17 protein-coding genes are annotated in these 18,641 nt (G+C 62.0%); 6 read left to right on the top strand and 11 right to left on the bottom strand.

Annotated features, from left to right (window positions below; all coding sequences use genetic code 11):
• Positions 1-858: an alpha/beta hydrolase gene (locus tag ABDX79_RS13515; RefSeq protein WP_346220829.1), complete on the top strand. Its 858-nt coding sequence runs from the start codon at positions 1-3 to the stop codon at positions 856-858.
• A 104-nt stretch (positions 859-962) separates the two neighbouring features.
• Here ABDX79_RS13515 and ABDX79_RS13510 read toward each other — a convergent pair whose 3' ends face one another.
• The 7 genes from ABDX79_RS13510 to ABDX79_RS13480 form a co-directional block, all read right to left on the bottom strand.
• Positions 963-1,751 carry a hypothetical protein gene (locus ABDX79_RS13510; protein ID WP_346220828.1) on the bottom strand — a complete coding sequence of 263 codons (789 nt, stop codon included), beginning with the start codon at positions 1,749-1,751 and terminating at the stop codon, positions 963-965.
• Between the two features lie 74 nt (positions 1,752-1,825).
• Entirely contained in the window at positions 1,826-2,818 is a 993-nt protein-coding gene (locus ABDX79_RS13505; protein WP_346220827.1) for an RDD family protein, read from the bottom strand.
• Positions 2,815-3,855 (bottom strand): stage II sporulation protein M, encoded by a 1,041-nt coding sequence (locus ABDX79_RS13500; RefSeq protein ID WP_346220826.1) that lies wholly within the window; start codon positions 3,853-3,855, stop codon positions 2,815-2,817. Before ABDX79_RS13500 ends, ABDX79_RS13505 begins: the two co-directional genes overlap by 4 nt.
• Complete coding sequence (locus tag ABDX79_RS13495; protein WP_346220825.1) at positions 3,852-5,171, bottom strand: DUF58 domain-containing protein; 1,320 nt, start codon at positions 5,169-5,171, stop codon at positions 3,852-3,854. Before ABDX79_RS13495 ends, ABDX79_RS13500 begins: the two co-directional genes overlap by 4 nt.
• Complete coding sequence (locus tag ABDX79_RS13490) at positions 5,171-6,127, bottom strand: AAA family ATPase (protein ID WP_346220824.1); 957 nt, start codon at positions 6,125-6,127, stop codon at positions 5,171-5,173. Before ABDX79_RS13490 ends, ABDX79_RS13495 begins: the two co-directional genes overlap by 1 nt.
• Positions 6,081-7,481 carry a hypothetical protein gene (locus tag ABDX79_RS13485; protein WP_346220823.1) on the bottom strand — a complete coding sequence of 467 codons (1,401 nt, stop codon included), beginning with the start codon at positions 7,479-7,481 and terminating at the stop codon, positions 6,081-6,083. Before ABDX79_RS13485 ends, ABDX79_RS13490 begins: the two co-directional genes overlap by 47 nt.
• Positions 7,478-8,266, bottom strand: a complete 789-nt coding sequence (locus ABDX79_RS13480; RefSeq protein WP_346220822.1) for a DUF4129 domain-containing protein — start codon at positions 8,264-8,266, stop codon at positions 7,478-7,480. Before ABDX79_RS13480 ends, ABDX79_RS13485 begins: the two co-directional genes overlap by 4 nt.
• A gap of 321 nt (positions 8,267-8,587) precedes the next feature.
• Here ABDX79_RS13480 and rpmB point away from each other — a divergent pair, with 321 nt between their 5' ends.
• Together rpmB and ABDX79_RS13470 are read left to right on the top strand one after the other, a co-directional pair.
• Positions 8,588-8,890: a 50S ribosomal protein L28 gene (gene rpmB / locus ABDX79_RS13475; protein WP_346220909.1), complete on the top strand. Its 303-nt coding sequence runs from the start codon at positions 8,588-8,590 to the stop codon at positions 8,888-8,890.
• 127 nt (positions 8,891-9,017) lie between these two features.
• Positions 9,018-9,701 (top strand): queuosine precursor transporter, encoded by a 684-nt coding sequence (locus ABDX79_RS13470; RefSeq protein WP_346220821.1) that lies wholly within the window; start codon positions 9,018-9,020, stop codon positions 9,699-9,701.
• A 41-nt stretch (positions 9,702-9,742) separates the two neighbouring features.
• Here the strand turns inward: ABDX79_RS13470 and ABDX79_RS13465 are convergent, their stop codons facing one another.
• The 3 genes from ABDX79_RS13465 to cobT form a co-directional block, all read right to left on the bottom strand.
• On the bottom strand, positions 9,743-10,792 hold the full coding sequence (locus tag ABDX79_RS13465; RefSeq protein WP_346220820.1) for an esterase-like activity of phytase family protein: 1,050 nt from the start codon (positions 10,790-10,792) through the stop codon (positions 9,743-9,745).
• Positions 10,793-10,820: 28 nt separating this feature from the next.
• Positions 10,821-11,213 carry a tautomerase family protein gene (locus ABDX79_RS13460; protein WP_346220819.1) on the bottom strand — a complete coding sequence of 131 codons (393 nt, stop codon included), beginning with the start codon at positions 11,211-11,213 and terminating at the stop codon, positions 10,821-10,823.
• A 133-nt stretch (positions 11,214-11,346) separates the two neighbouring features.
• Positions 11,347-13,251, bottom strand: coding sequence for a cobaltochelatase subunit CobT (gene cobT, locus ABDX79_RS13455; RefSeq protein WP_346220908.1), 1,905 nt, complete (start codon positions 13,249-13,251; stop codon positions 11,347-11,349).
• A gap of 291 nt (positions 13,252-13,542) precedes the next feature.
• On the opposite strand from cobT, the gene ABDX79_RS13450 reads away from it, so the two are divergent.
• The 3 genes from ABDX79_RS13450 to ade all read left to right on the top strand — a co-directional run bounded on the left by ABDX79_RS13450 (position 13,543) and on the right by ade (position 17,400).
• Positions 13,543-14,586, top strand: coding sequence for a GGDEF domain-containing protein (locus ABDX79_RS13450; protein WP_346220818.1), 1,044 nt, complete (start codon positions 13,543-13,545; stop codon positions 14,584-14,586).
• Positions 14,587-14,734: 148 nt separating this feature from the next.
• Positions 14,735-15,592: an NAD(P)-dependent oxidoreductase gene (locus tag ABDX79_RS13445; RefSeq protein ID WP_346220817.1), complete on the top strand. Its 858-nt coding sequence runs from the start codon at positions 14,735-14,737 to the stop codon at positions 15,590-15,592.
• A 113-nt stretch (positions 15,593-15,705) separates the two neighbouring features.
• Positions 15,706-17,400, top strand: a complete 1,695-nt coding sequence (ade, locus tag ABDX79_RS13440; RefSeq protein WP_346220816.1) for an adenine deaminase — start codon at positions 15,706-15,708, stop codon at positions 17,398-17,400.
• A 24-nt stretch (positions 17,401-17,424) separates the two neighbouring features.
• Here ade and cobS read toward each other — a convergent pair whose 3' ends face one another.
• Positions 17,425-18,429: a cobaltochelatase subunit CobS gene (gene cobS / locus ABDX79_RS13435; RefSeq protein ID WP_346220815.1), complete on the bottom strand. Its 1,005-nt coding sequence runs from the start codon at positions 18,427-18,429 to the stop codon at positions 17,425-17,427.
• Positions 18,430-18,641 lie beyond the last annotated feature (212 nt).

The raw sequence follows: 18,641 nt of genomic DNA, 5'->3' as shown, positions 1-18,641 counted from the left end.
ATGGCCCGACTGAGCGAGGAAACCTGGATCGCGAGAGGCGAGGTCGTCGTAGATTTCGACGCCGCCTACGACAACCGTGCGGCGGTTGCCGATGCCGGGGCCATCGTCTCGCGCTGGCAGGCGGATGCTGCGGCCTTCCGCGATCGCCTGGTTGAAGCGAAAAGGGCGGATATCGGAATATCCTGCGGCTCGCGGCCTCGCCAGCGCTACGACCTGTTTCACCCGGAAGGCGAAGCAAAGGGCCTCGTGGTCTTCATCCATGGTGGCTACTGGAAGTCACAGGATGTGGAGAGCTTTTCCCATTTCGCGAGCGGATCTCTGGCGCGCGATTATGCCGTGGCGCTGCCGGAATATACGCTTTGCCCTGATGCGACGATCCCCGAGATCACGCGGGAAATCGGGGCCTGCCTCGACCACGTGGCGGGGCGCGTTGCCGGGCCGATCCGCCTGTCCGGTCATTCGGCTGGCGGGCATCTGGCGGCGCGGATGATCTGCGAGGATGCGCCGGTCGCGGCATCGACGGCGGAGCGGATCGACCGGGTGGTGTCGATCAGCGGGCTGCACGATCTTCGCCCCATCATGCGCACCGCGATGAACGACGTGCTGGGTCTTGATATTCAGACGGCACGGGCGGAGAGCCCGGCGTTGCTCGAACCCCGGCTTGGCGCCGAACTGATCTGCGTCGCAGGAGCGGACGAATTGCCTGAACTGCGCCGGCAGAATGCGTTGCTTCCCAATGTGTGGTGCGGCTTCGGATTGAGGACGCGAGGCCTCGAAATCCCCGGCCGGCACCATCTCGATGTGATCGACGTGCTCTGCGACGAGCGCGGCGACCTTGTCGAACTGCTGACCAGTTAACTTTAGATCGAAATGCGATAAGTCTGGGTCGGCATTCCGCTCTAAGCCTTTGTTTTTCCGCATGATGTAATCCGAAAAGTCATGCAACTTTTCGGCATCATGCTCTAGGCGAACACGTCCGCCAGATCGTCGAAGCCGACGCCTTCCTTGATCTCGCGAAGGCGCGCATAGGCAACGGCCGTCGAGATCGAGAAAATCGCTGTCGTCAGGCCAGAGATGGCACCCTGAAGCAGGAAGAGTGCAAAAACCGGCAGGATCAGGCCGACGAAGCCGACGAGAAAACTGCCGACGATGACGACGATATAGATGAGGGCGAGAAAGCCGACGATCGGCCAGCGATAGTCTTTCGTCAGTTGCGCCGTGCGGCCGAGCGTCCGAAAGCCGAGCTTCTCGATCATGAGAACGGGGACATAGGGGCCGAGAACGCCGAGAAGCCAGACGCCCGGTACGATAAACAGGGCAAAACCGACGCCGAACATGAGCGTGACGAAGATCGTCAGAATGACCAGCCAGATCGCCTGTTTGATAGCTGCCGCGATGTATCGCGCCATGCTGGGTGCTCGGCCGGTCTTCGCGTCATAGGCCGCAAGGGTGAGCATGCCGGTCATGAGCGCATACAGAATGATCGGAAGAAGGATGAAGACGAGACCGTAAATCAACGGAGAGTCGATCATGATGTTGCCGACCGCCGCGCTCGTCGCCGGATCGAAGGATTGTTCGATGGTCGAGACGGTGCCGAGGGCAACAAGGCTCGGGATCTGCGTGATCAGGCCGCAGACGATGCCGATACCTGCGAAAATGCCGAAGCGGCTGCTGAAGATCGAAAATGTTTCTCCGATACAGTTGCCGACACCAAAACTCGGCTTGGCGGGTTCGGGCGAGTCGATGGTCATTGAAATCTCCTTTTCGCGGTCGTCTCCGGCCCGCTCAAGCCGCGCGGCCGGGCTTCATTGCCGCTTGGGAAGTGTCAGGAGTTTGCGACTTTGCCGCTATCGCTCCTGGTGGCGTTATGGAATTTGTCGGTGCGGGAATCGCCCATGAGCTTCTTCTGCTCAAGATAGTTCCGTTGCGCAACGTAAAAACTTTGAAGAAATTCTCTTTCCTTGTCCGGCGTGACGGCCTCGTCATAGCCGATCTTGGCCCTGATCCGTGCGCCGACCTTTGCCATTGCATCGCTTTCCTTGCGATGCTTCGCAACCTCTTCGCCGCGCAAAAGGCGCTCCAGAACCTGAAGTTCGTAGGCACCGTAAGCGTCGAGCTGGGCGGATGTGAAAACGAAGCGCTCGCGGGCCGTCGCACCCACCTCGCGGGCGATATCCGGCAGAAGCAGTGGGCGCGGATCGAGGATGACGGCCGTGCAGGCGGCGATGTCGCCGATGCGCTGATTGTAGCGGTTTCGCGCGGGCACCACGAAAACGAAGATGATCCAGACGAGCATCGGAACGACGATCCAGACGCTGTCGGCCGCGCCGCCGAGCAGGAAGCCGACGGGCAGGAAGACCTCCACCTCCTTCGTCAAGTTCCGCACCACGATCTGATGGGTCGAAAGGCCCAGGCCGTCGCGGGAAATCACTCGCAGTCCCAGCATCTTCTTGCCGATGGTGCGCCCGTTCATCGTCAATTCCGAAACGATGTAATAGGGCGTGCCGATGAAGAAGAAGAGCAGTGCGACGATCGCCTCGATGGCATTGCCACTCCCTTGAAACGCGAAGGTGACAACGATCAGAATGATGATCGTCGCGACGGTGGTGATCGCGAGATCGATGAACTGCGCGCCGGCGCGCGAGCCGATGCTTGCAATGTCGAAGCTGAGCCGCACACCCTCTGGCGGTGTGAAGAAAAGCCTATTCTGCTTCGAAGGCCTCGAAACCTTGCGCGGCGAGTTCGTCTTCGGAACTGGGCGGGTGGCCTTGATCGAGGGAATCGGGGACGAGCGGCGAGACTGGGCGTTCTTGCTCATCGGCGCGTCTCGCGCTCTTTGTCGGACCGCTCGTTTTTGTCCACGCCGCGCCCGGCGCGCAGAAACCAGACGAGCCAGCAGAGCCCGACAGCCCAGCCGATGACGACGCGCGCCCACAGATCGGTCACCAGCTGGCGGCCGAACCCTTCGAGGAGACCGGCGGCAATCAGCATGATCGCGGCGACGATCGCCAGTTTCACCGCATCGCGGCTGGCTTGGCGCAGGGCGGCCGAGCGGCTGCGTCCGCCCGGGAAGAGGACCGCATATCCAAGAAGAAGGCCGCCCGCCGCTGCGATGGAGATGGCGGATATCTCGGTCACGCCGTGGATTGACAGCCAGGCGAAGACATCGAGCCCGAGCCCCTTTTCCGCATGGACCTGAACGAAGGCCCCGAGGAGCGCGCCGTTATAGAGAACAAGGAGAACGCTCGGCAGGCAGGCAAGAAGGCCGAGCGCGAAGGCAAAGAGGGCGACCTGCGTATTGTGCGAGAACAGGGATGTGGCGAACGCCCCGAGATCGCTGAGGCCACCTGGATCGCTGTAGAGCATGGATTTGAGGGTTTCCGCGCTGGCACGCGGGCCGCGTCCGCCCGCGAGACCTTCCGGAACGAGCGCGTAATACCAGTTCGGGTCTTCAGCCGTCAGCAGATAGCCGATCAGCGCGCCGCCGAGCATCAGCGCATAGGCCACCGCGATCATCGGCCAGGATCGGCGAATGGCGTTTGGCGCTGAACGGGTGAAGAACCGTGTGACGAGGCCGCGAAGGCTCTCTCCCGGTGCGTAGACCAGGAGATAGGCACGCCCGCACAGGCTCTCGAGATAGGTGATGACACCCTTGTCGAGCGAGATTTCGCGCGCGACGGAAAGTGAGTTCGCCGCCTGTCGATAAAGAAGGACAAGATCGCGTGCGTCCTCATAGCCGAGCTGAGACAGGCCGCGTTTCTCGCCTTTCTCGACGATGGCCGCGAGGCGCTGCCAGTCGTGCTCGCGCTCCTCCCGGAAGCGGCTCGAACGGATGATGTCGGCGCGGGCGGTCATATGAGTTCCCTTGCCTTGATCGACAGATAGGTGGAGATCAGCTGCGCGGTGATCCTGCCCGGGTCGGTATCGATGACGAAGACACCGAGACGGCCGAGGCGCTCCAGAACCATGCGCCGGTCGCGCTGGATGCCGGCGGCCGCGACCGCCGATGCGACATCCTCGATCCCGCGGGCCAGTTGTCTGGCATAGGCGTCAAGCAGGGGGTCGCGGATCGAAACGAAGACGACCACATGGCGCTTGACGAGAACCTGCACGTTTTCGACGAGAAGTTCGGCCGTGGTGGTATCCACGAAATCGGAAAAGACAACGACGAGGCTGCGCCGGTTGAGGCGCTGGCCAAGATGGGTCATCGCGAGGGTGTGGTTGGTCTCGACGCTGCGATAGCGAAGCTCGGCGGTGCGCGAGCGAAGCTGGGCGAAAGCCCGGCGGCCGCCACCCGGCGGCAGAAAAAGACGAGGGCGCGCGTCGAAGGCAAAGAGCCCCACCAGATCGCCGCCCTGAACACCGGCCCAGCCGAGCGCAAGCGCGGAGTGGATCATGTGATCGATCTTCGCCTGCCCGTCGATCTCCTCGCGCATCAGATGGCCGTTATCGAGCGACAGCACGATATTGTTGTTGCGCTCGGCTCGCATTTCCCGCGCAACCAGCGCGCCGTGGCGGGCGGAGCGCTTGTAGTCGATCGTGCGCGTATCCATGCCTGCGACGAAATCGCGGAGCTGGTGAAATTCCGATCCTTGGCCGCGAATGAGCGCCGCGCGTTCCCCGAAGCTCTGCGCGGCGATCTCGGCGTCGATCGCGCCGGATGTGATCGAACGGACATTCGGAACGACGGTCATTCGCGTGTGGCAGGGGTAAAAGGCGACAAGCTCCAGAAGGCCAAGCCGGCTGAGGCGCAGGGCGGAGACCTCGACGAGGTCGAGCTGCCCCCGCATCGCGGCCCTGACGGTCACCTTGCCCGAGTAGAGGCCTGCCTCGCTGCGCGACAGGACAATATCCTGCGGCCCCGCAAGGCCTGCGGGCCAAGCGATGCGCAGCATGGCCGACGGCGTTTCCCCTTCTGCTTTTGCGGTGAGCGGCGCGAGGGCGAAACCAAGCTCCGCCGTCTCGCCGACGAAAAGCTCCCGGCTGTCCGGTGCTTCCAGCCGATAGCACTTCGCAGACGGTGTCATCGCGACATCGACCAGAACCACAGCGACGAGAACGGCCCAGGTGACAAGGATCACGTCGGCAGGCAGCGCCGGCAGTGCGATCACGCCGAGCGAGAAGAGCGCGATAAGGCTGGCGATCAGAAGCAGGCGGCGCGAGGGTCGCATCAGCGCGGCACTGCCACCTGGTCGAGAATGGCTTCAAGCACAGCATCCGGGCTGCGGCCCTCGATCTCGGCGGTGGGGCTGAGGACGATACGATGGCGCATGACGGGCAGGAAAAGCTCCTTCACATCGTCAGGGATCGCATAGTCCCGGCCATCGAGCGCAGCTTTCGCCCGCACCGCGCCACACAAGGCGTCGGCCGCGCGGGTCGAGACGCCAAAGGCGATATCGACGTCGGTGCGGGTCGCTCGCGACAGGGAGAGGACGTAACGCAGGATTTCGTCATCGAGACGGATGCCGTCGATCAGCGTCTGGCCAGCCCTGATTTCGTCGAGCGATGCGACAGGCTCGATCGCGGCCTTGCGGGCATCGTGATCGAGGGGCTGGCCGGCATGAAGGCGAAGGATCGAGAACTCGTCTTCCTCGCTCGGGAAGTCCAGCGGCAGCTTGAAGAGGAAGCGGTCGAGCTGGGCTTCGGGGAGCGGATAGGTTCCCTGCTGTTCCAGCGGGTTCTGCGTCGCGACCACGAAGAAGATTTTGCCGACGCCATGATCCGTTCCGTCGATGGTCGCCTTGTGCTCGGTCATGACCTGCAGGAGCGCTGCCTGCGTCTTGGGCGGTGCGCGGTTGAGTTCGTCGGTGAGCAGGATGTCGGTAAAGATCGGACCGCGCACGAGTTCGAAGCGCCGGGCCTCGAAATCGTAGATATTCGAGCCGATGACGTCGCCCGGCATCAGGTCCGGCGTGAACTGGATACGTTTGAAATCGAGCGAGACGGCCGCCGACAGGCTCTGGGCCAAGAGGGTCTTCGCCGTGCCCGGAGGGCCTTCCAGAAGGCAATGGCCCCGTGCAAACAGGGAAACGAGGAGCAGTTCGACGATCGCATCCTGCCCTTGCACCGCCTTGCAGACTTCACCGGCGATTCGGTCGCGAAGGGCTCGCAGCTCGTCCAAATTCATTCCAGATCTCCTCGATGACGGCTTCGAAGGCGGACAATTGCCGCATCTGGTCCGTCGAAATGGTGTTTTCGGTGGTGTGACGAAGCGCCTGATAGGTGCTGTTCAGGCGTTCGCCAAGATTTGGCGCCCGGCGCGACAGGAACCGGTCGAGGGCAGGCTTGACGCCGCCCTGATCATCGCGCGGCGCGTGCGGCCCCAGAAGGGCGCCCGCGAGCGCTTCGAGCCGGTCCTCCACATAGGTTCTCACCAGGGCGTGGTTTTCCCCGGCAAGAAGCAGGATGCGCTGCGAGGCCTCGATCGTTCGGACCTTGGACGCATCGCTCGCCTCGGCCGGATCGTCGTCGACGGGACGGCCGAAGCCGCGACTGCCGCGCCACAGGGCAAGGCCGGTCAGAGCGACGACGCCGATCCAGAAGAAGGAGAACGGATAGACGAAGAAGCGTTTGAGATCGGCAAGTGAGCGCACATGGGGGTCCGTGCCACTTGCGTCCTCAGCCCGGGACTCTTCCGCGTCCCTGTCGATGAAGATCGGTTGATCGCCCGCAAGATTCCCGATCAGAGTGAGCGCCACCGCCGCATTCTCGCCGAGCCTGAGCCCGTGATTGTCCAGAAGATCGGGATCGGACAAAACATAGATCGGATGGTCGTAGATGCTGTCCTCGCCGCCCCAGCACTGGGCGAGAAGCGTTCCGGCATCTTCGAGCGTCAGCAATGGTTCGCACAATCGGCGGAAGTCCGGGCCCGGCGTGAAGACCTGAGCGGCGTAAAGGCTCACCGGCGCATTCACGGTCAGGCCTGAGTTCGTGCCGTTTACGGCGTAATCGGCAAGACCGAGATCGGACAGCCGCTTCACGCCGATATCGAAGATGTCGATCAGGTGGGCCGGAACCAGCAGATCCGGGTGCGCGCGCCCGCGGCCGACGATGCCGCCGCGCCATTTGGGCATGATGGCGAGGACAGGGCCGACCTCGAGCTTGTCGATCAGGTCCGTTTCGGACATCGCACGCGGAACGAGTTCGCCCGCCACGCCCTCGCGGCCGTCTGTCAGGTCATACCCTTCATTGCCGGGCTGCGGATCGTAGAGCGGGAGGATGCGGAAGACGGTCGGCGAGCCATCCTCGCCCTGTTGCAGCACGTCCTCGACTTCGAAGCCGTTGCTCTTCAGCCAGATTTCGAGACCGCCGAAGCCGATTGCCGTTCGCTCGATCGGACGGCTGTTGCCGAAATAGGCGAGGAGGACGATGACCAGAATGACGGCGCCGAGGATCAGGAGTGGCTGCTTCGACTCGCCTGCTCCCGACCTTGCGCCAGAGGAATCGGCCTGGTGTCCGCTGGGCCCGCTCGCGGCGCTCATCGTTCCGTCCTTTTCAGGAATGGCGCTGCGAGATCGAGGCATTCCTCGTAATCTTCCCGGCTGATCGCACGACCGCCGAAGACGACCAGCTCGACCCGTTGCGCAAGGGTCTGCAGGGCGCTGCGATGGTGCCAGCTGCCGGGAAGGCGTTCCAGGAGCTCGCGTGTTGTCAGACTACGCTTCAGGACGATTTCGTTGTCGCTCGCCGCGAGCGCCAGAAAACGCTGGAGGACCTTGCGCAGACCCACCCTCGGATCGGTCTCCGATCGAAGCCGGGCGATGAAGTCCCGATCGATGTCGGGGTCGTCGTGGGAGGGGGCGTCTTGCCGGTCCGGGCTCACGCGAGTCTGCGGTCTTGGACCGGCCCGGTCGAGAAATGAGCCACGCCGGGTCCAGACGAAGAAGCCGAGGAACAGCAGGATGGCGATCAGAACGGCGATGGCTGTGTACCGCGCCGCTTCGGACGAATTGCCGGAGGTGTCGTCTTCGCTGTCAAAGCGCGAAAGGTCCGCGTCCAATTCGCTGTCGGGGTGAAGATATTGGATGCGAGCCTGCAGCCCCCGGTTTTCGACGGCATCGAGATATCGGGTCGAGGTTTCGGTCGGCGGAGGATCGTAGGGGGCGAGCGCTTCCGACGCGGTTTGAGGGCCGGACTGTGCGAGGGCAGGGATCGTCGAAGCGGTGACCGTCGCCATACCCAGTGCCACGAAGGCGAACCGGACGCTTTGCACGGTCAGGCGGTTGGTCCTCTCCGCTTGCCGCGCCGGATATGTCCTGTTGGTCACGGTGATTGGAACGGCTCCCGATCTCTGGCGACCAAAATTTGTGGCGGTGGCGCGCGAAGGATAATGACGCGATCGTGTGTTTATCGGTTGTTCGCCTTGCGGGTATGTTAATCGCTGGCCGAAGAAAATCCAGACGCGTATTCTGGTGGTCCGGCCATGGTTTCGCGCCTTTGCTCGCAAGACGTCTCGCTCGGCTTGACGCGTCAAGCCTTGGCGACTATAGCCAAACCCAATTTTCCGATCATGCCCGTCAGCATGGTTCGCGTCGAATTCGACGGCGCGGGTGTGACGGGCGTTCAGACCTATAGAGAAGGTGAACCCATGTCTCGCGTCTGCGAACTCACCGGCAAGGGCGTCATGTCCGGGAACAACGTGTCCCACGCGAACAACAAGACGCGCCGCCGCTTTTTGCCGAACCTGTGCAGCGTCACGCTGATTTCCGATGCTCTCGGCCAGCGTTACCGCCTCAGGGTTTCGGCCCATGCGCTGCGCTCGGTCGAGCACCGCGGCGGCCTCGACGCTTTTCTCATGAAGTCGAGCGAAAACGAGCTGTCCCAGCGCGCCAAGCTTCTGAAGCGCCAGATCTCGAAGAAGCTCTCCGAGACGTCGGAAGCCGCGGCCTAAAGCCGATCTCGCTTCCTTCATGAATGCATGCGCCGTGGCGGAGTGATCCGACGCGGCGTTTCATTTCGCCTTGTGGTCTCGATCCACTGGGCGTCCATCCTCTGGTTCCATCACCCAGGTTAAAAAAATGCAGTTCCTGAAGACCCATTGGCTCGCCGTTCTGGCGATGACCCTCATCGTGCTCGCCGCAAATGTCGCGGTTCAGTATCCGATGTTTATCCAGGTCGGCTCGCTCAATCTCGCGGACCTCCTGACATACGGCGCTTTCGTCTATCCGTTCGCCTTTCTGGTGACGGACCTGACCAATCGGCTCTATGGGCCGAAGATAGCGCGGCGCGTGGTCTATACCGGCTTTGCGACCGCAGTCCTGTGCTCCATCATCGTGCCCACAGTTCTCTTCCATCTGGGGCTCATTCCCTATTCGACGGGCGCTGCGCGGATCTCGCGCATTGCCTTGGCTTCGGGGTCGGCATTCCTCATCGCCCAGCTGCTCGACATCTTCGTCTTCAACAAGCTGCGGCAGGATCGCTGGTGGCGCGCCCCGGCAGCGTCCTCGTTTTCGGGTTCGGTGGTCGATACGCTGGTCTTCTTCGGCATCGCCTTCGCGCCGATCTTCTTCTTTTTCGGCCCTAATGATGGTTTCGCCCTCGAATCCGGCCCGCTTTTCGGCGTCATGGCGACCGAGGCTCCGCGCTGGATTTCCTGGGCTCTGGGCGACATGGGGCTGAAACTGTTGATCGCAGCCGTCGCGCTTGTGCCGTACCGGATCATCATCGGGCAGATCCTGCCTGCCCGGCAGGTGACGGCTTAAAGCCGGACCCAATCTCGCCTACAGCAGAAAAAGCCGGGTTTTTAGAGCCCGGCTTTTTTGTCGGTCAGGATGAATTCGAGAAGCAGGTTCCTCTGGAAGAACGAACCATTGTCATCCGAGTTGAGGGTGAGCCGTGTCACCCCTTGCGCGTCCTGCCAGACGCTGAGGCCTTCCATATTATCGATCTCTTCTGAAAGATTCGCTTCGAAGATGACAGGGCCGTCCAAGAGAGCGCCCGGCTTGATCGCCCGACCATCGATGCGTCTCAGACGGACGCCGAGCCCGCCGAAGATGCCTTCGTAACGACGTTCCAAAAGAAGAAGGTCGCCATCCGGCAGAAAGTCCGCGTCGGAGACATTCCACTTCTCGTCCTTTGCGATCTTGAAAACGCCCCTATGCGGGCCGTCGACGATGGCTGCGAAGAGATTGCCCTTTCTGTCGATCGAACCCTCGGCAACGGTTACCAGAGCGCCTTGCAGCGGAGAGCCAGGCGGCGAGGCGGCGAGCGCTTCGAGGCCTTGATTGGCCCGTAGTTCACGGTTCGGGATCGGTTGCGGACGTTCTCTGGGAATTGCCAAGCTGATCGACGGATCAACGGGATAGTCGAGAATACGTGGGGCACGTTCGAAAGAGACGACCGCCTGATCGCCGCGCCGGGCAAGCCCTTCCGCATCGGCCTTGATCTTGCCCGTCAGCGGTCGGCCATCCGGCCCTCTCATGGGCGAAACGTCCACATCGACAAGCCCGCTTGGCACGCCGCTCTCGTCCCGCGCGATCCGGCCCGAGATCCAGTAGCCGTAGTCGGTGACGGCCAGAAACGACGTGCCGCCATCGCCTACGACGAGCCCGGACAGCCCGGCGACGTGGCGGCTCGATCCTGTGAAGGAAAAGCCGCCCACGAATTTCAGATCGCCGAAGTGGGTTCTGTCCGAGTCGGCACGAAAGGCCGGAATGGATTTGGCGGTGATCGTCACCGGCTCCGCCAGAGCGCTCGATGACAAGAGCGCCAGTCCGAAAAATGCGGCGACGAGCGCCGTCGCACGGCTTGAAAAGCTGCGACGGCTGCGCGGGATGATAATGATAGCCGTCATGGCTCGCCTTGCTGCGAATTTGAAGCGATCAGGGCAGTCGGCCCGTTACATACTGGGCTTTGCCACCCGCAAAACTCCAGTCCTCTTCCCGGTTGGTGAAGACGGAGATGAGGAGATCGTCCGGATCGAGACCGCAGGCTTCATTGAGCTTCTGGGACAGGAGCTCGTAGACCTTGATCTTCTCGACATGGGTGCGCGGGCTGGTCAAGAACTGGATCGAGATCATGCGATCCGATCGCTCGAGACCGAGACCGGTGTCGAGGAAAATCATTCGGCCCGGCTTGTGCTCGTGGACGATCTGGTACCGATCGGTCTTCGGTACGCCGAACGCTTCGACCACGCAGTCCTGAATGGTGTCGAGAGGTGTCTTCAGTTCCGTATCGGAGCGGCCTTCGAGCATGTCGATGCGAAGGAGGGGCATGGCGGCGACTTTCGAATCCAGACGATCAGCGCCGATGCACCGACGTGTGGGCCGGCAGCGGCATCCCTTCAATCAGGACGCACCTGCCGGGTTCCCGAAGGATAGCAAGTTTCCGCCGGTTCCGAACGCATACCTACCCTGCTCGCCGCCGATAGGTCGACTGGACGCCGGTTCCCTCATCCTCGAAGAGCGCGGCGAGCTGCTCGGTCATCGCGCCGGCGAGTTCCTCGGCATCGACGATGGTCACGGCGCGGCGATAGTAGCGCGTTACGTCGTGGCCGATGCCGATTGCGAGAAGCTCCACGGACGAGCGTTGCTCGATCTCGTCGATCACGGCCCGCAAATGCCGTTCGAGGAAATTGCCGGAATTCACCGACAGCGTGGAATCGTCGACCGGCGCGCCGTCGGAGATCACCATTAGGATGCGCCTCTGCTCGGGGCGCTTGTTGAGGCGCGAGTGAGCCCAGATGAGCGCTTCGCCGTCGATGTTTTCCTTTAGCAGCCCTTCGCGCATCATCAGGCCGAGATTGCGCCGGGCGCGGCGCCACGGCGCATCCGCGCTCTTGTAGATGATATGGCGAAGATCGTTGAGGCGGCCCGGACGCGGCGGCTTGCCGGCCTTGAGCCACGCCTCGCGCGACTGCCCGCCCTTCCAGGCCCGTGTCGTGAAGCCGAGCACCTCCACCTTCACGCCGCAGCGCTCCAGCGTGCGGGCGAGAATGTCGGCGCAGGTGGCGGCGACGGTGATCGGCCGGCCACGCATGGAGCCGGAATTGTCGATCAGCAGAGAAACGATGGTGTCGCGGAATTCGGTGTCGCGCTCCATCTTGTAGGAAAGCGACTGCATGGGATCGATGACGATGCGCGTGAGACGCGCCGTGTCGAGATAGCCCTCTTCGAGATCGAAGTCCCAGGAGCGATTCTGCTGCGCCATCAGGCGACGCTGAAGCCGGTTTGCGAGCCGACCGACCACGCCCTGAAGGCTGGTCAGTTGTTTGTCGAGAAAGCCGCGCAGCCGGTCGAGTTCGGCCTCGTCGCAAAGCTCTTCCGCGCCGATTTCCTCGTCGAAGGACCGGCTATAGACCTCGTATTCGATCTTCTGGAGGGGATCGAGATCCTTCGGCTCGGGTCGCCGGGCCTCGCCGGGTGTCTCGGAGGTTTCCTCGCCTTCGGCAACGTCGTCGTCAGACGTGACCTCGGAATCCTCGGCCTCGGAGGTCTCGTCGTTCTCGCCCTCGTTCTCGGTTTCCTCGGTCTGGCTGTCCTCGGAGCCGTCCTCCTTCTCGGCTCCGCCTTCCTCCTGATCGCGAACCTGATTGTCGCCTTTCTCGTCCTCGTTGTCGTCCTCGTCTTCATCCGACTGCTCGGGCTCGGCCAGTTCTTCGGCCATTTCAAGGGAGACGAGGACATCGCGGATCGCGCGGGCGAAAGCTTCCTGATCTTCAGCGTGCCCGGCCAGATTGGCGAACCGCGTGCCGACCTTTTCCGTGATCGTCTCGCGCCAGACGTCGACGAGAGCTTGCGCGCTTGGCGGCACGGGACGGCCGGTCATCGCCTCGCGCACCAACAGCGCGACGGCATCTTCCATCGGCGCTTCGTTGCGATCGGTGACTTCGGTGAGGTTCGAACGGGCGTATTTGTCCTCCAGCATGGAGGCCAGATTGTCGCCGACGCCCGGCATCGCATTCGCGCCGATCGCCTCGCAGCGCGCCTGCTCGACCGAATCATAGATCGCGCGGGCGCTCTGGCCTTCCGGGGACAGCCTGGCGTGGAGCTTCGGGTCATGCCGGGCCCGGCGCAGCGCCATCGCATCGGCGACCCCGCGTGTGACGGCAACATCGTTCGAGGTGGCCCGTTTCGGCAGCTCCGGCAGGCGGGCCGAATTGCCGGCAAGTCCCGGCCGATCGGCCGAGAACGTGACCTCCAATTCGCTGTCGCCCGCGATCGCGCGAAGCGTGTTCGCGAGCGAACGCCTGAAGGGTTCGCGGTTGGCCGCCTTGGTGGGCGCGGGTCGCTTATTGTCGCCGATCTTGCTCATGACAGCGAGATAAGGGGTTCCTGCGCCGATGGGCAAGGGCCGTATCAGGATGGTTCCTATGCCCCGTGTCGCGACGCCGCATTCGCGCTGGCCGTTCTGCTGTCAAATCCGACCGAGTTTTGTCCCGGATCACCCTGCATCGTCGGGCGCCTGACGAAGGCGTACCGGTTTGTACGAAAAAAGACGAATCACGCATAATCCCAAATTTCTCAGAAAAGCTACCCAGCGTCATGTCGACAAACAGACATGCCTGCCGCTATGAGCGCGGTCTATTGGGTTTGAGGGTCCCCATTGCGCCAAAAACTGTCAAGGACTGCGAGTCTGTTCGACTCGATCGACTTTTCCCGTCGTGTCGTATTGCGCGGCCTTTTAGTTTTTACCGCCGTTTTCGGTGCCACTTTTTCTTTCCTCAACTATCAAAATGAGAACTTTGTTGCGGTGGCGGCGGAACTCGCCATGACCGTCCTGGCGATTGGCCTGATTCCGATCACGAAAAAGACCAAGCGGCTCATCGTATGGGCGCTGGTCTACCTGACGCTCTTCAATACCGTGATGATGTTCATTATCGCGACGCCGCAGGCATCGCCCTCGGTATTTGCCTGGGTCCTCCTCATTCCGATCCTGTCGCATATGCTGCTCGGACGGGCTTTGGGCGGCGTCATGTCCGTGACGTTTCTGCTTATCGCCTTGGTCCTTTACTATTTTCGCTTCGGACACGACCCTGATACCGGGAACAGCCGCGCGCTTCTCAATGTCGCCGGAGTCGCGCTGTGCATCTTCGGTTTTTCCTATGTCTACGAAGCCTCGAGAGCCCAGGCTGAAGAGGCGCTGAGACAAAGGGCCAATACCGACGCTTTGACCGGGCTCGGCAATCGATCCTACCTGTATGGCCGGCTCGAAGAGGAATTGGCGCGCAATCTGCGATCTGGCACCCCGTGCGGCATCCTTCTTCTCGACCTCGATTTTTTCAAGACGATCAACGATACCTATGGGCACGAGGCAGGCGACGACGCGCTGCAGCTGGTTTCGGCGATCCTGACCCAGAATCTCCGCTTGAACGACGATGCGTTTCGCCATGGCGGAGAGGAATTTTGCGTGCTGCTGCACGATACCTCTCACGGCGACGCTGTTCGCGCGGCGGAAAAATTGCGCCGTATCGTCGAGGCGGCCGAGCTGAACGCGAACGGCCATACGATCAGGTTCACGACCAGCATCGGGGTTGCGTCAATCCCGGACGATGGCAGGGATATGCGCAAGATCATGAACATTGCCGACAAGCGCCTGTACGAGGCGAAATCCCGGGGACGTAACCGCGTCGTCTCGGCCGCCTCGTAACGCGGTTTCGACCACTGCTCCCATCCTCCCACATCGAGTGTGACCTGACCGTTCACAAAACGCGTCTGGAAACTCCGGCATCATGTCCGCGTTCAGCCACCAAAGCCGGGTTGGGTTCGGCCTGGCTTAAGGAATGAAGGGACATCCTATGAAGACGATTGCTTTTCTCGGTCTTGGCGCGATGGGTTCGCGCATCGCGAAGAACCTTCTTGATGCGGGCAACGACATCATCGTCTGGAACCGCAGTGCGGAGAAGACCGAGCCGCTTGTCGCGGCCGGCGCGAAACGTGCTGACACCCCGCGGGACGCCGCGAAAATGGCCGACATCGTCATGGCGATGGTGGCTGACGACGAAGCCTCACGCGAGATCTGGCTGAACCCCGACAATGGCGCGCTCGCCGGCATGGATCAGGGCAAGGCCGCCGTCGAAATCTCGACGCTCACGCCAGGCTGGGCCGCCGAGCTTGGCCAGCATATGAAAGATGCCGGCGTCGATTTCGTCGAGGCACCTGTCTCGGGCACCCTGCCGCAGGCCGAAAACGCTGGTCTGGTCTTCTTTCTCGCAGGCGAGGACGATGGGATCGGCAAGGTCGAGCCGTCTCTGAAGCCCCTTGGAAAGGCTTTTCCGCGCGTGGGCAAATGGGGCGATGGTGCCCGCGTGAAGCTCGCCACCAATGCGCTTCTCGGCATCAATGTCGCGGCCTGGGCGGAGATCACCGCCATGCTCGACCGGTCCGAGACCGACACGAAAACGGCGGTGGACGCGATCTCGGAAACGGCGATCTGGGCGCCGAATTTCGGGTATCTCACCGGATCGATGATGAAGGGCGATTACGATCCGAAATTCCCGATCGAGCTGATCGAGAAGGATTTCCGTTACGCTCAATCCGTCTCCGGCGAGAGCAACTCGCCGCTGATCGGCCATGTTCGCGAGAGCATACAGCGGGCGATCTCGGAAGGTTATGGCAAGGACAACATGACGGCGCTGAGAAAGCTCTACGGCTGACATCTGGTCAGGTGGTGCTTTTTCAAATCGCGCGTTTACGGCGTACCATTGCCATCGAGAACGGTGTACCGCTCAAGGCCGAGGCCGCGAAGGCCGTTTGATAAGGTAGCAAAATGGCAGGTGACGAACTCGAACGGCGGATCGCCCAGGCACGCGGCGACGAGCCTGCCGACCTGAAACTCAGCGGCGGGCGGATTTTCGACCTCGTTACCGGGACGTTTATCGAGGGCGATGTCGCGATCTGCGGTTCCCGCATCGCCGGTATCGGCGACTACGAGGCGAATGAGGTCATTGATGTCACGGGCCTCACACTCGTGCCCGGCTTCATCGATACGCACCTTCATATCGAGAGCAGTCTCGTTACGCCCTTCGAGTTCGACCGCCTGGTGACACCGCGCGGTATCACGACCGCGATTTGCGATCCGCACGAAATCGCGAACGTCATCGGTCTCGATGGCATTCGCTATTTTCAGGAAGCCAGCCGCCATCTAGTGATGGATCTCAAGGTGCAGTTGTCGAGCTGCGTGCCCTCCACCGACATGGAAACATCGGGCGCACGGATCGAGGCGGCGGAGCTGGCGAATGTCATGGGGCATCCCTCGGCGATCGGGCTAGCGGAGTTCATGAACTATCCGGGCGTGATCCATCGCGATCCACGCGCGATGGCGAAGCTTCGCCTCTTTGAAAACGGCCATATCGACGGACACTGCCCGCAGCTGTCCGGGCGCGACCTCAATGCCTATATCGCCGCGGGTATCCGTACCGAACACGAGGCGACGACTGCCGAGGAAGCGCTGGAAAAACTGCGCAAGGGCATGCGCGTTCTCATCCGCGAAGGTTCGGTGAGCAAGGACCTCCACGCGTTGCAGCCGGTGCTGACCGAACTGACGGCGCCGTATATGTGCCTCTGCACCGACGATCGAAATCCGCTCGATATCGGCGAGCACGGCCATCTCGACTATATGATCCGCCAGCTGATTGCGCTCGGAACGCCGCCGCTTGCCGCCTATCGCGCGGCGTCGCTGTCGGCCGCCGAAGCCTTCGGTCTCAAGGATCGCGGCCTGATCGCGCCGGGCCTCAGGGCTGATATCGTCGCACTCGACAGTCTTGAGGGATGCAACGCGAAGCTGGTGCTGAGCGGCGGGCGGGTCGTCGACGATACGGCCTTTGAACTCCGTGAAACCGTTCCGCCAATCGGGCGCAACTCGGTCAAGGCGCGCGACGTCTCCGCTGCCGACTTCCGGGTGTCCGGCAACACGGCGGAAACCCATGTCATCGGTATTCTCGAAGGCAAGATCATCACCGAGCATCTGCGCGAGGAGATCGTCCCGGTCGATGGCGACAAGCATCCCGACACGGCGCGCGATCTCATTCGTATCGCGATCGTCGAGCGCCACGGCGTGAACGGAAATATCGCGACCGGCTTCGTGCGCGGCTTTGGTCTGAAGAAGGGGGCGATCGCCTCAACCGTCTGCCACGACCACCACAATATCGCGGTCGTCGGTGCAGACTATGAGCATATGGCGCTTGCAGCCAGGCGGCTCTCGGAGATCGAGGGGGGATTTGTCGTTGCGGATGAGGGAAAAATTCTCGCCGAACTGGCGCTCCCCGTCGCGGGCCTCATGTCACTCGAATCCTTCGAAACGGTACATGAGAGCCTCGTTGCGCTCCGCGCGGCAGCCAAGAGCCTCGGCGTAACGCTGGATGAGCCGTTCTTGCAGCTCGCTTTCCTGGCGCTTCCCGTGATCCCGGCTCTCAAGATCACGGATTGCGGTCTCGTCGATGTCGAGCGGTTCGAGATTATCTGAACCTCGAACCGATCAACCGGAAGCCTATTCCAGCACGAGATTCGCGGCGCTGTCCGGCAGGTCCTTGCCGAAGGCGCGCTGATAGAATTCAGCGACCAGCGAACGCTCGAGGTCGTCGCACTTGTTGAGGAAGGTGAGGCGGAACGCCATGCCGATATCGCCGAAGATCTCGGCGTTCTCCGCCCAGGTGATGACCGTGCGCGGGCTCATGACGGTTGAGAGATCGCCGTTGATGAAGGCGGCGCGAGTGAGATCGGCAACACGCACCATGCGCGAGACGGTCTGGCGGCCTTCGTCGTTCTGCCAGTCCTTCACCTTGGAAAGGACGATTTCGACCTCGTTGTCGTGCGGCAGATAGTTGAGCGTCGTGACGATCGACCACCGGTCCATCTGCGCCTGATTGATCTGCTGGGTGCCATGATAAAGGCCCGTCGTATCGCCAAGGCCGACGGTATTGGCGGTCGCGAAGAGGCGGAAGGCTGGGTGCGGACGGATGACGCGGCTCTGGTCTAGCAGCGTCAGGCGGCCCGACGACTCCAATACACGCTGGATGACGAACATCACGTCGGGACGACCGGCGTCATATTCGTCGAAAACCAGCGCGACATTGTTCTGATAGGCCCAGGGCAGAATACCATCCCGAAATTCGGTGACCTGCATGCCGTCGCGCACGGTGATCGCGTCCTTGCCGACGAGATCTATACGGCTGACATGGCTGTCGAGATTGACGCGCACGCAAGGCCAGTTCAGCCGGGCCGCCACCTGTTCGATATGGGTCGATTTGCCCGTGCCGTGATAGCCGGACACCATGACGCGGCGATTGCGAGCAAAGCCTGCAAGGATCGCAAGCGTCGTCGGCTTGTCGAAGATATAGTCGGGATCGATTTCCGGAACGTGGGAATCGGCCTTGGAGAAGGCCGGCACGGTCAAGTCGCTTTCGAAGCCGAAGGTATCGCGGACGGAGATCGTGGTGTCCGGGAGAGGGGCCGCGGCCTCGTTCGGCGCGCTCATCTTTTCCACTGCACTCATCTTGCCTCCTGAAAACCGGCGTGACGATCCTGATGACGCGGCCGGTTCTGTATCCTGTCTGATCGTTTGGTGCGGGCCTGGGTATCTGGTTTTCCGTTCATGATCGAACAGGGTACCGTCTACGCCGCTTTCCGTTTCCCGAACGCAATTACCGCGTGATGCGCCCGGAGGGAACCTCATTCAGGGACGAGATGCGACCAATTCGCTGATCT

It is taken from the genome of Fulvimarina fulva (genome assembly GCF_039652615.1).
Lineage (GTDB): Bacteria > Pseudomonadota > Alphaproteobacteria > Rhizobiales > Rhizobiaceae > Fulvimarina.
The sequence above is the reverse complement of the archived record's forward strand: the minus strand, read 5'-3'. Positions and strand labels throughout refer to the sequence as shown.

Coding starts and splice junctions, on each gene's coding strand:
- ABDX79_RS13515 (WP_346220829.1), top strand. CDS start 1: ATGGCCCGACTGAGCGAGGAAACCTGGATCGCGAGAGGCGAGGTCGTC.
- ABDX79_RS13510 (WP_346220828.1), bottom strand. CDS start 1,751: ATGACCATCGACTCGCCCGAACCCGCCAAGCCGAGTTTTGGTGTCGGC.
- ABDX79_RS13505 (WP_346220827.1), bottom strand. CDS start 2,818: ATGAGCAAGAACGCCCAGTCTCGCCGCTCGTCCCCGATTCCCTCGATC.
- ABDX79_RS13500 (WP_346220826.1), bottom strand. CDS start 3,855: ATGACCGCCCGCGCCGACATCATCCGTTCGAGCCGCTTCCGGGAGGAG.
- ABDX79_RS13495 (WP_346220825.1), bottom strand. CDS start 5,171: ATGCGACCCTCGCGCCGCCTGCTTCTGATCGCCAGCCTTATCGCGCTC.
- ABDX79_RS13490 (WP_346220824.1), bottom strand. CDS start 6,127: ATGAATTTGGACGAGCTGCGAGCCCTTCGCGACCGAATCGCCGGTGAA.
- ABDX79_RS13485 (WP_346220823.1), bottom strand. CDS start 7,481: ATGAGCGCCGCGAGCGGGCCCAGCGGACACCAGGCCGATTCCTCTGGC.
- rpmB (WP_346220909.1), top strand. CDS start 8,588: ATGTCTCGCGTCTGCGAACTCACCGGCAAGGGCGTCATGTCCGGGAAC.
- ABDX79_RS13470 (WP_346220821.1), top strand. CDS start 9,018: ATGCAGTTCCTGAAGACCCATTGGCTCGCCGTTCTGGCGATGACCCTC.
- ABDX79_RS13465 (WP_346220820.1), bottom strand. CDS start 10,792: ATGACGGCTATCATTATCATCCCGCGCAGCCGTCGCAGCTTTTCAAGC.
- ABDX79_RS13460 (WP_346220819.1), bottom strand. CDS start 11,213: ATGCCCCTCCTTCGCATCGACATGCTCGAAGGCCGCTCCGATACGGAA.
- cobT (WP_346220908.1), bottom strand. CDS start 13,251: ATGAGCAAGATCGGCGACAATAAGCGACCCGCGCCCACCAAGGCGGCC.
- ABDX79_RS13445 (WP_346220817.1), top strand. CDS start 14,735: ATGAAGACGATTGCTTTTCTCGGTCTTGGCGCGATGGGTTCGCGCATC.
- ade (WP_346220816.1), top strand. CDS start 15,706: ATGGCAGGTGACGAACTCGAACGGCGGATCGCCCAGGCACGCGGCGAC.
- cobS (WP_346220815.1), bottom strand. CDS start 18,429: ATGAGTGCAGTGGAAAAGATGAGCGCGCCGAACGAGGCCGCGGCCCCT.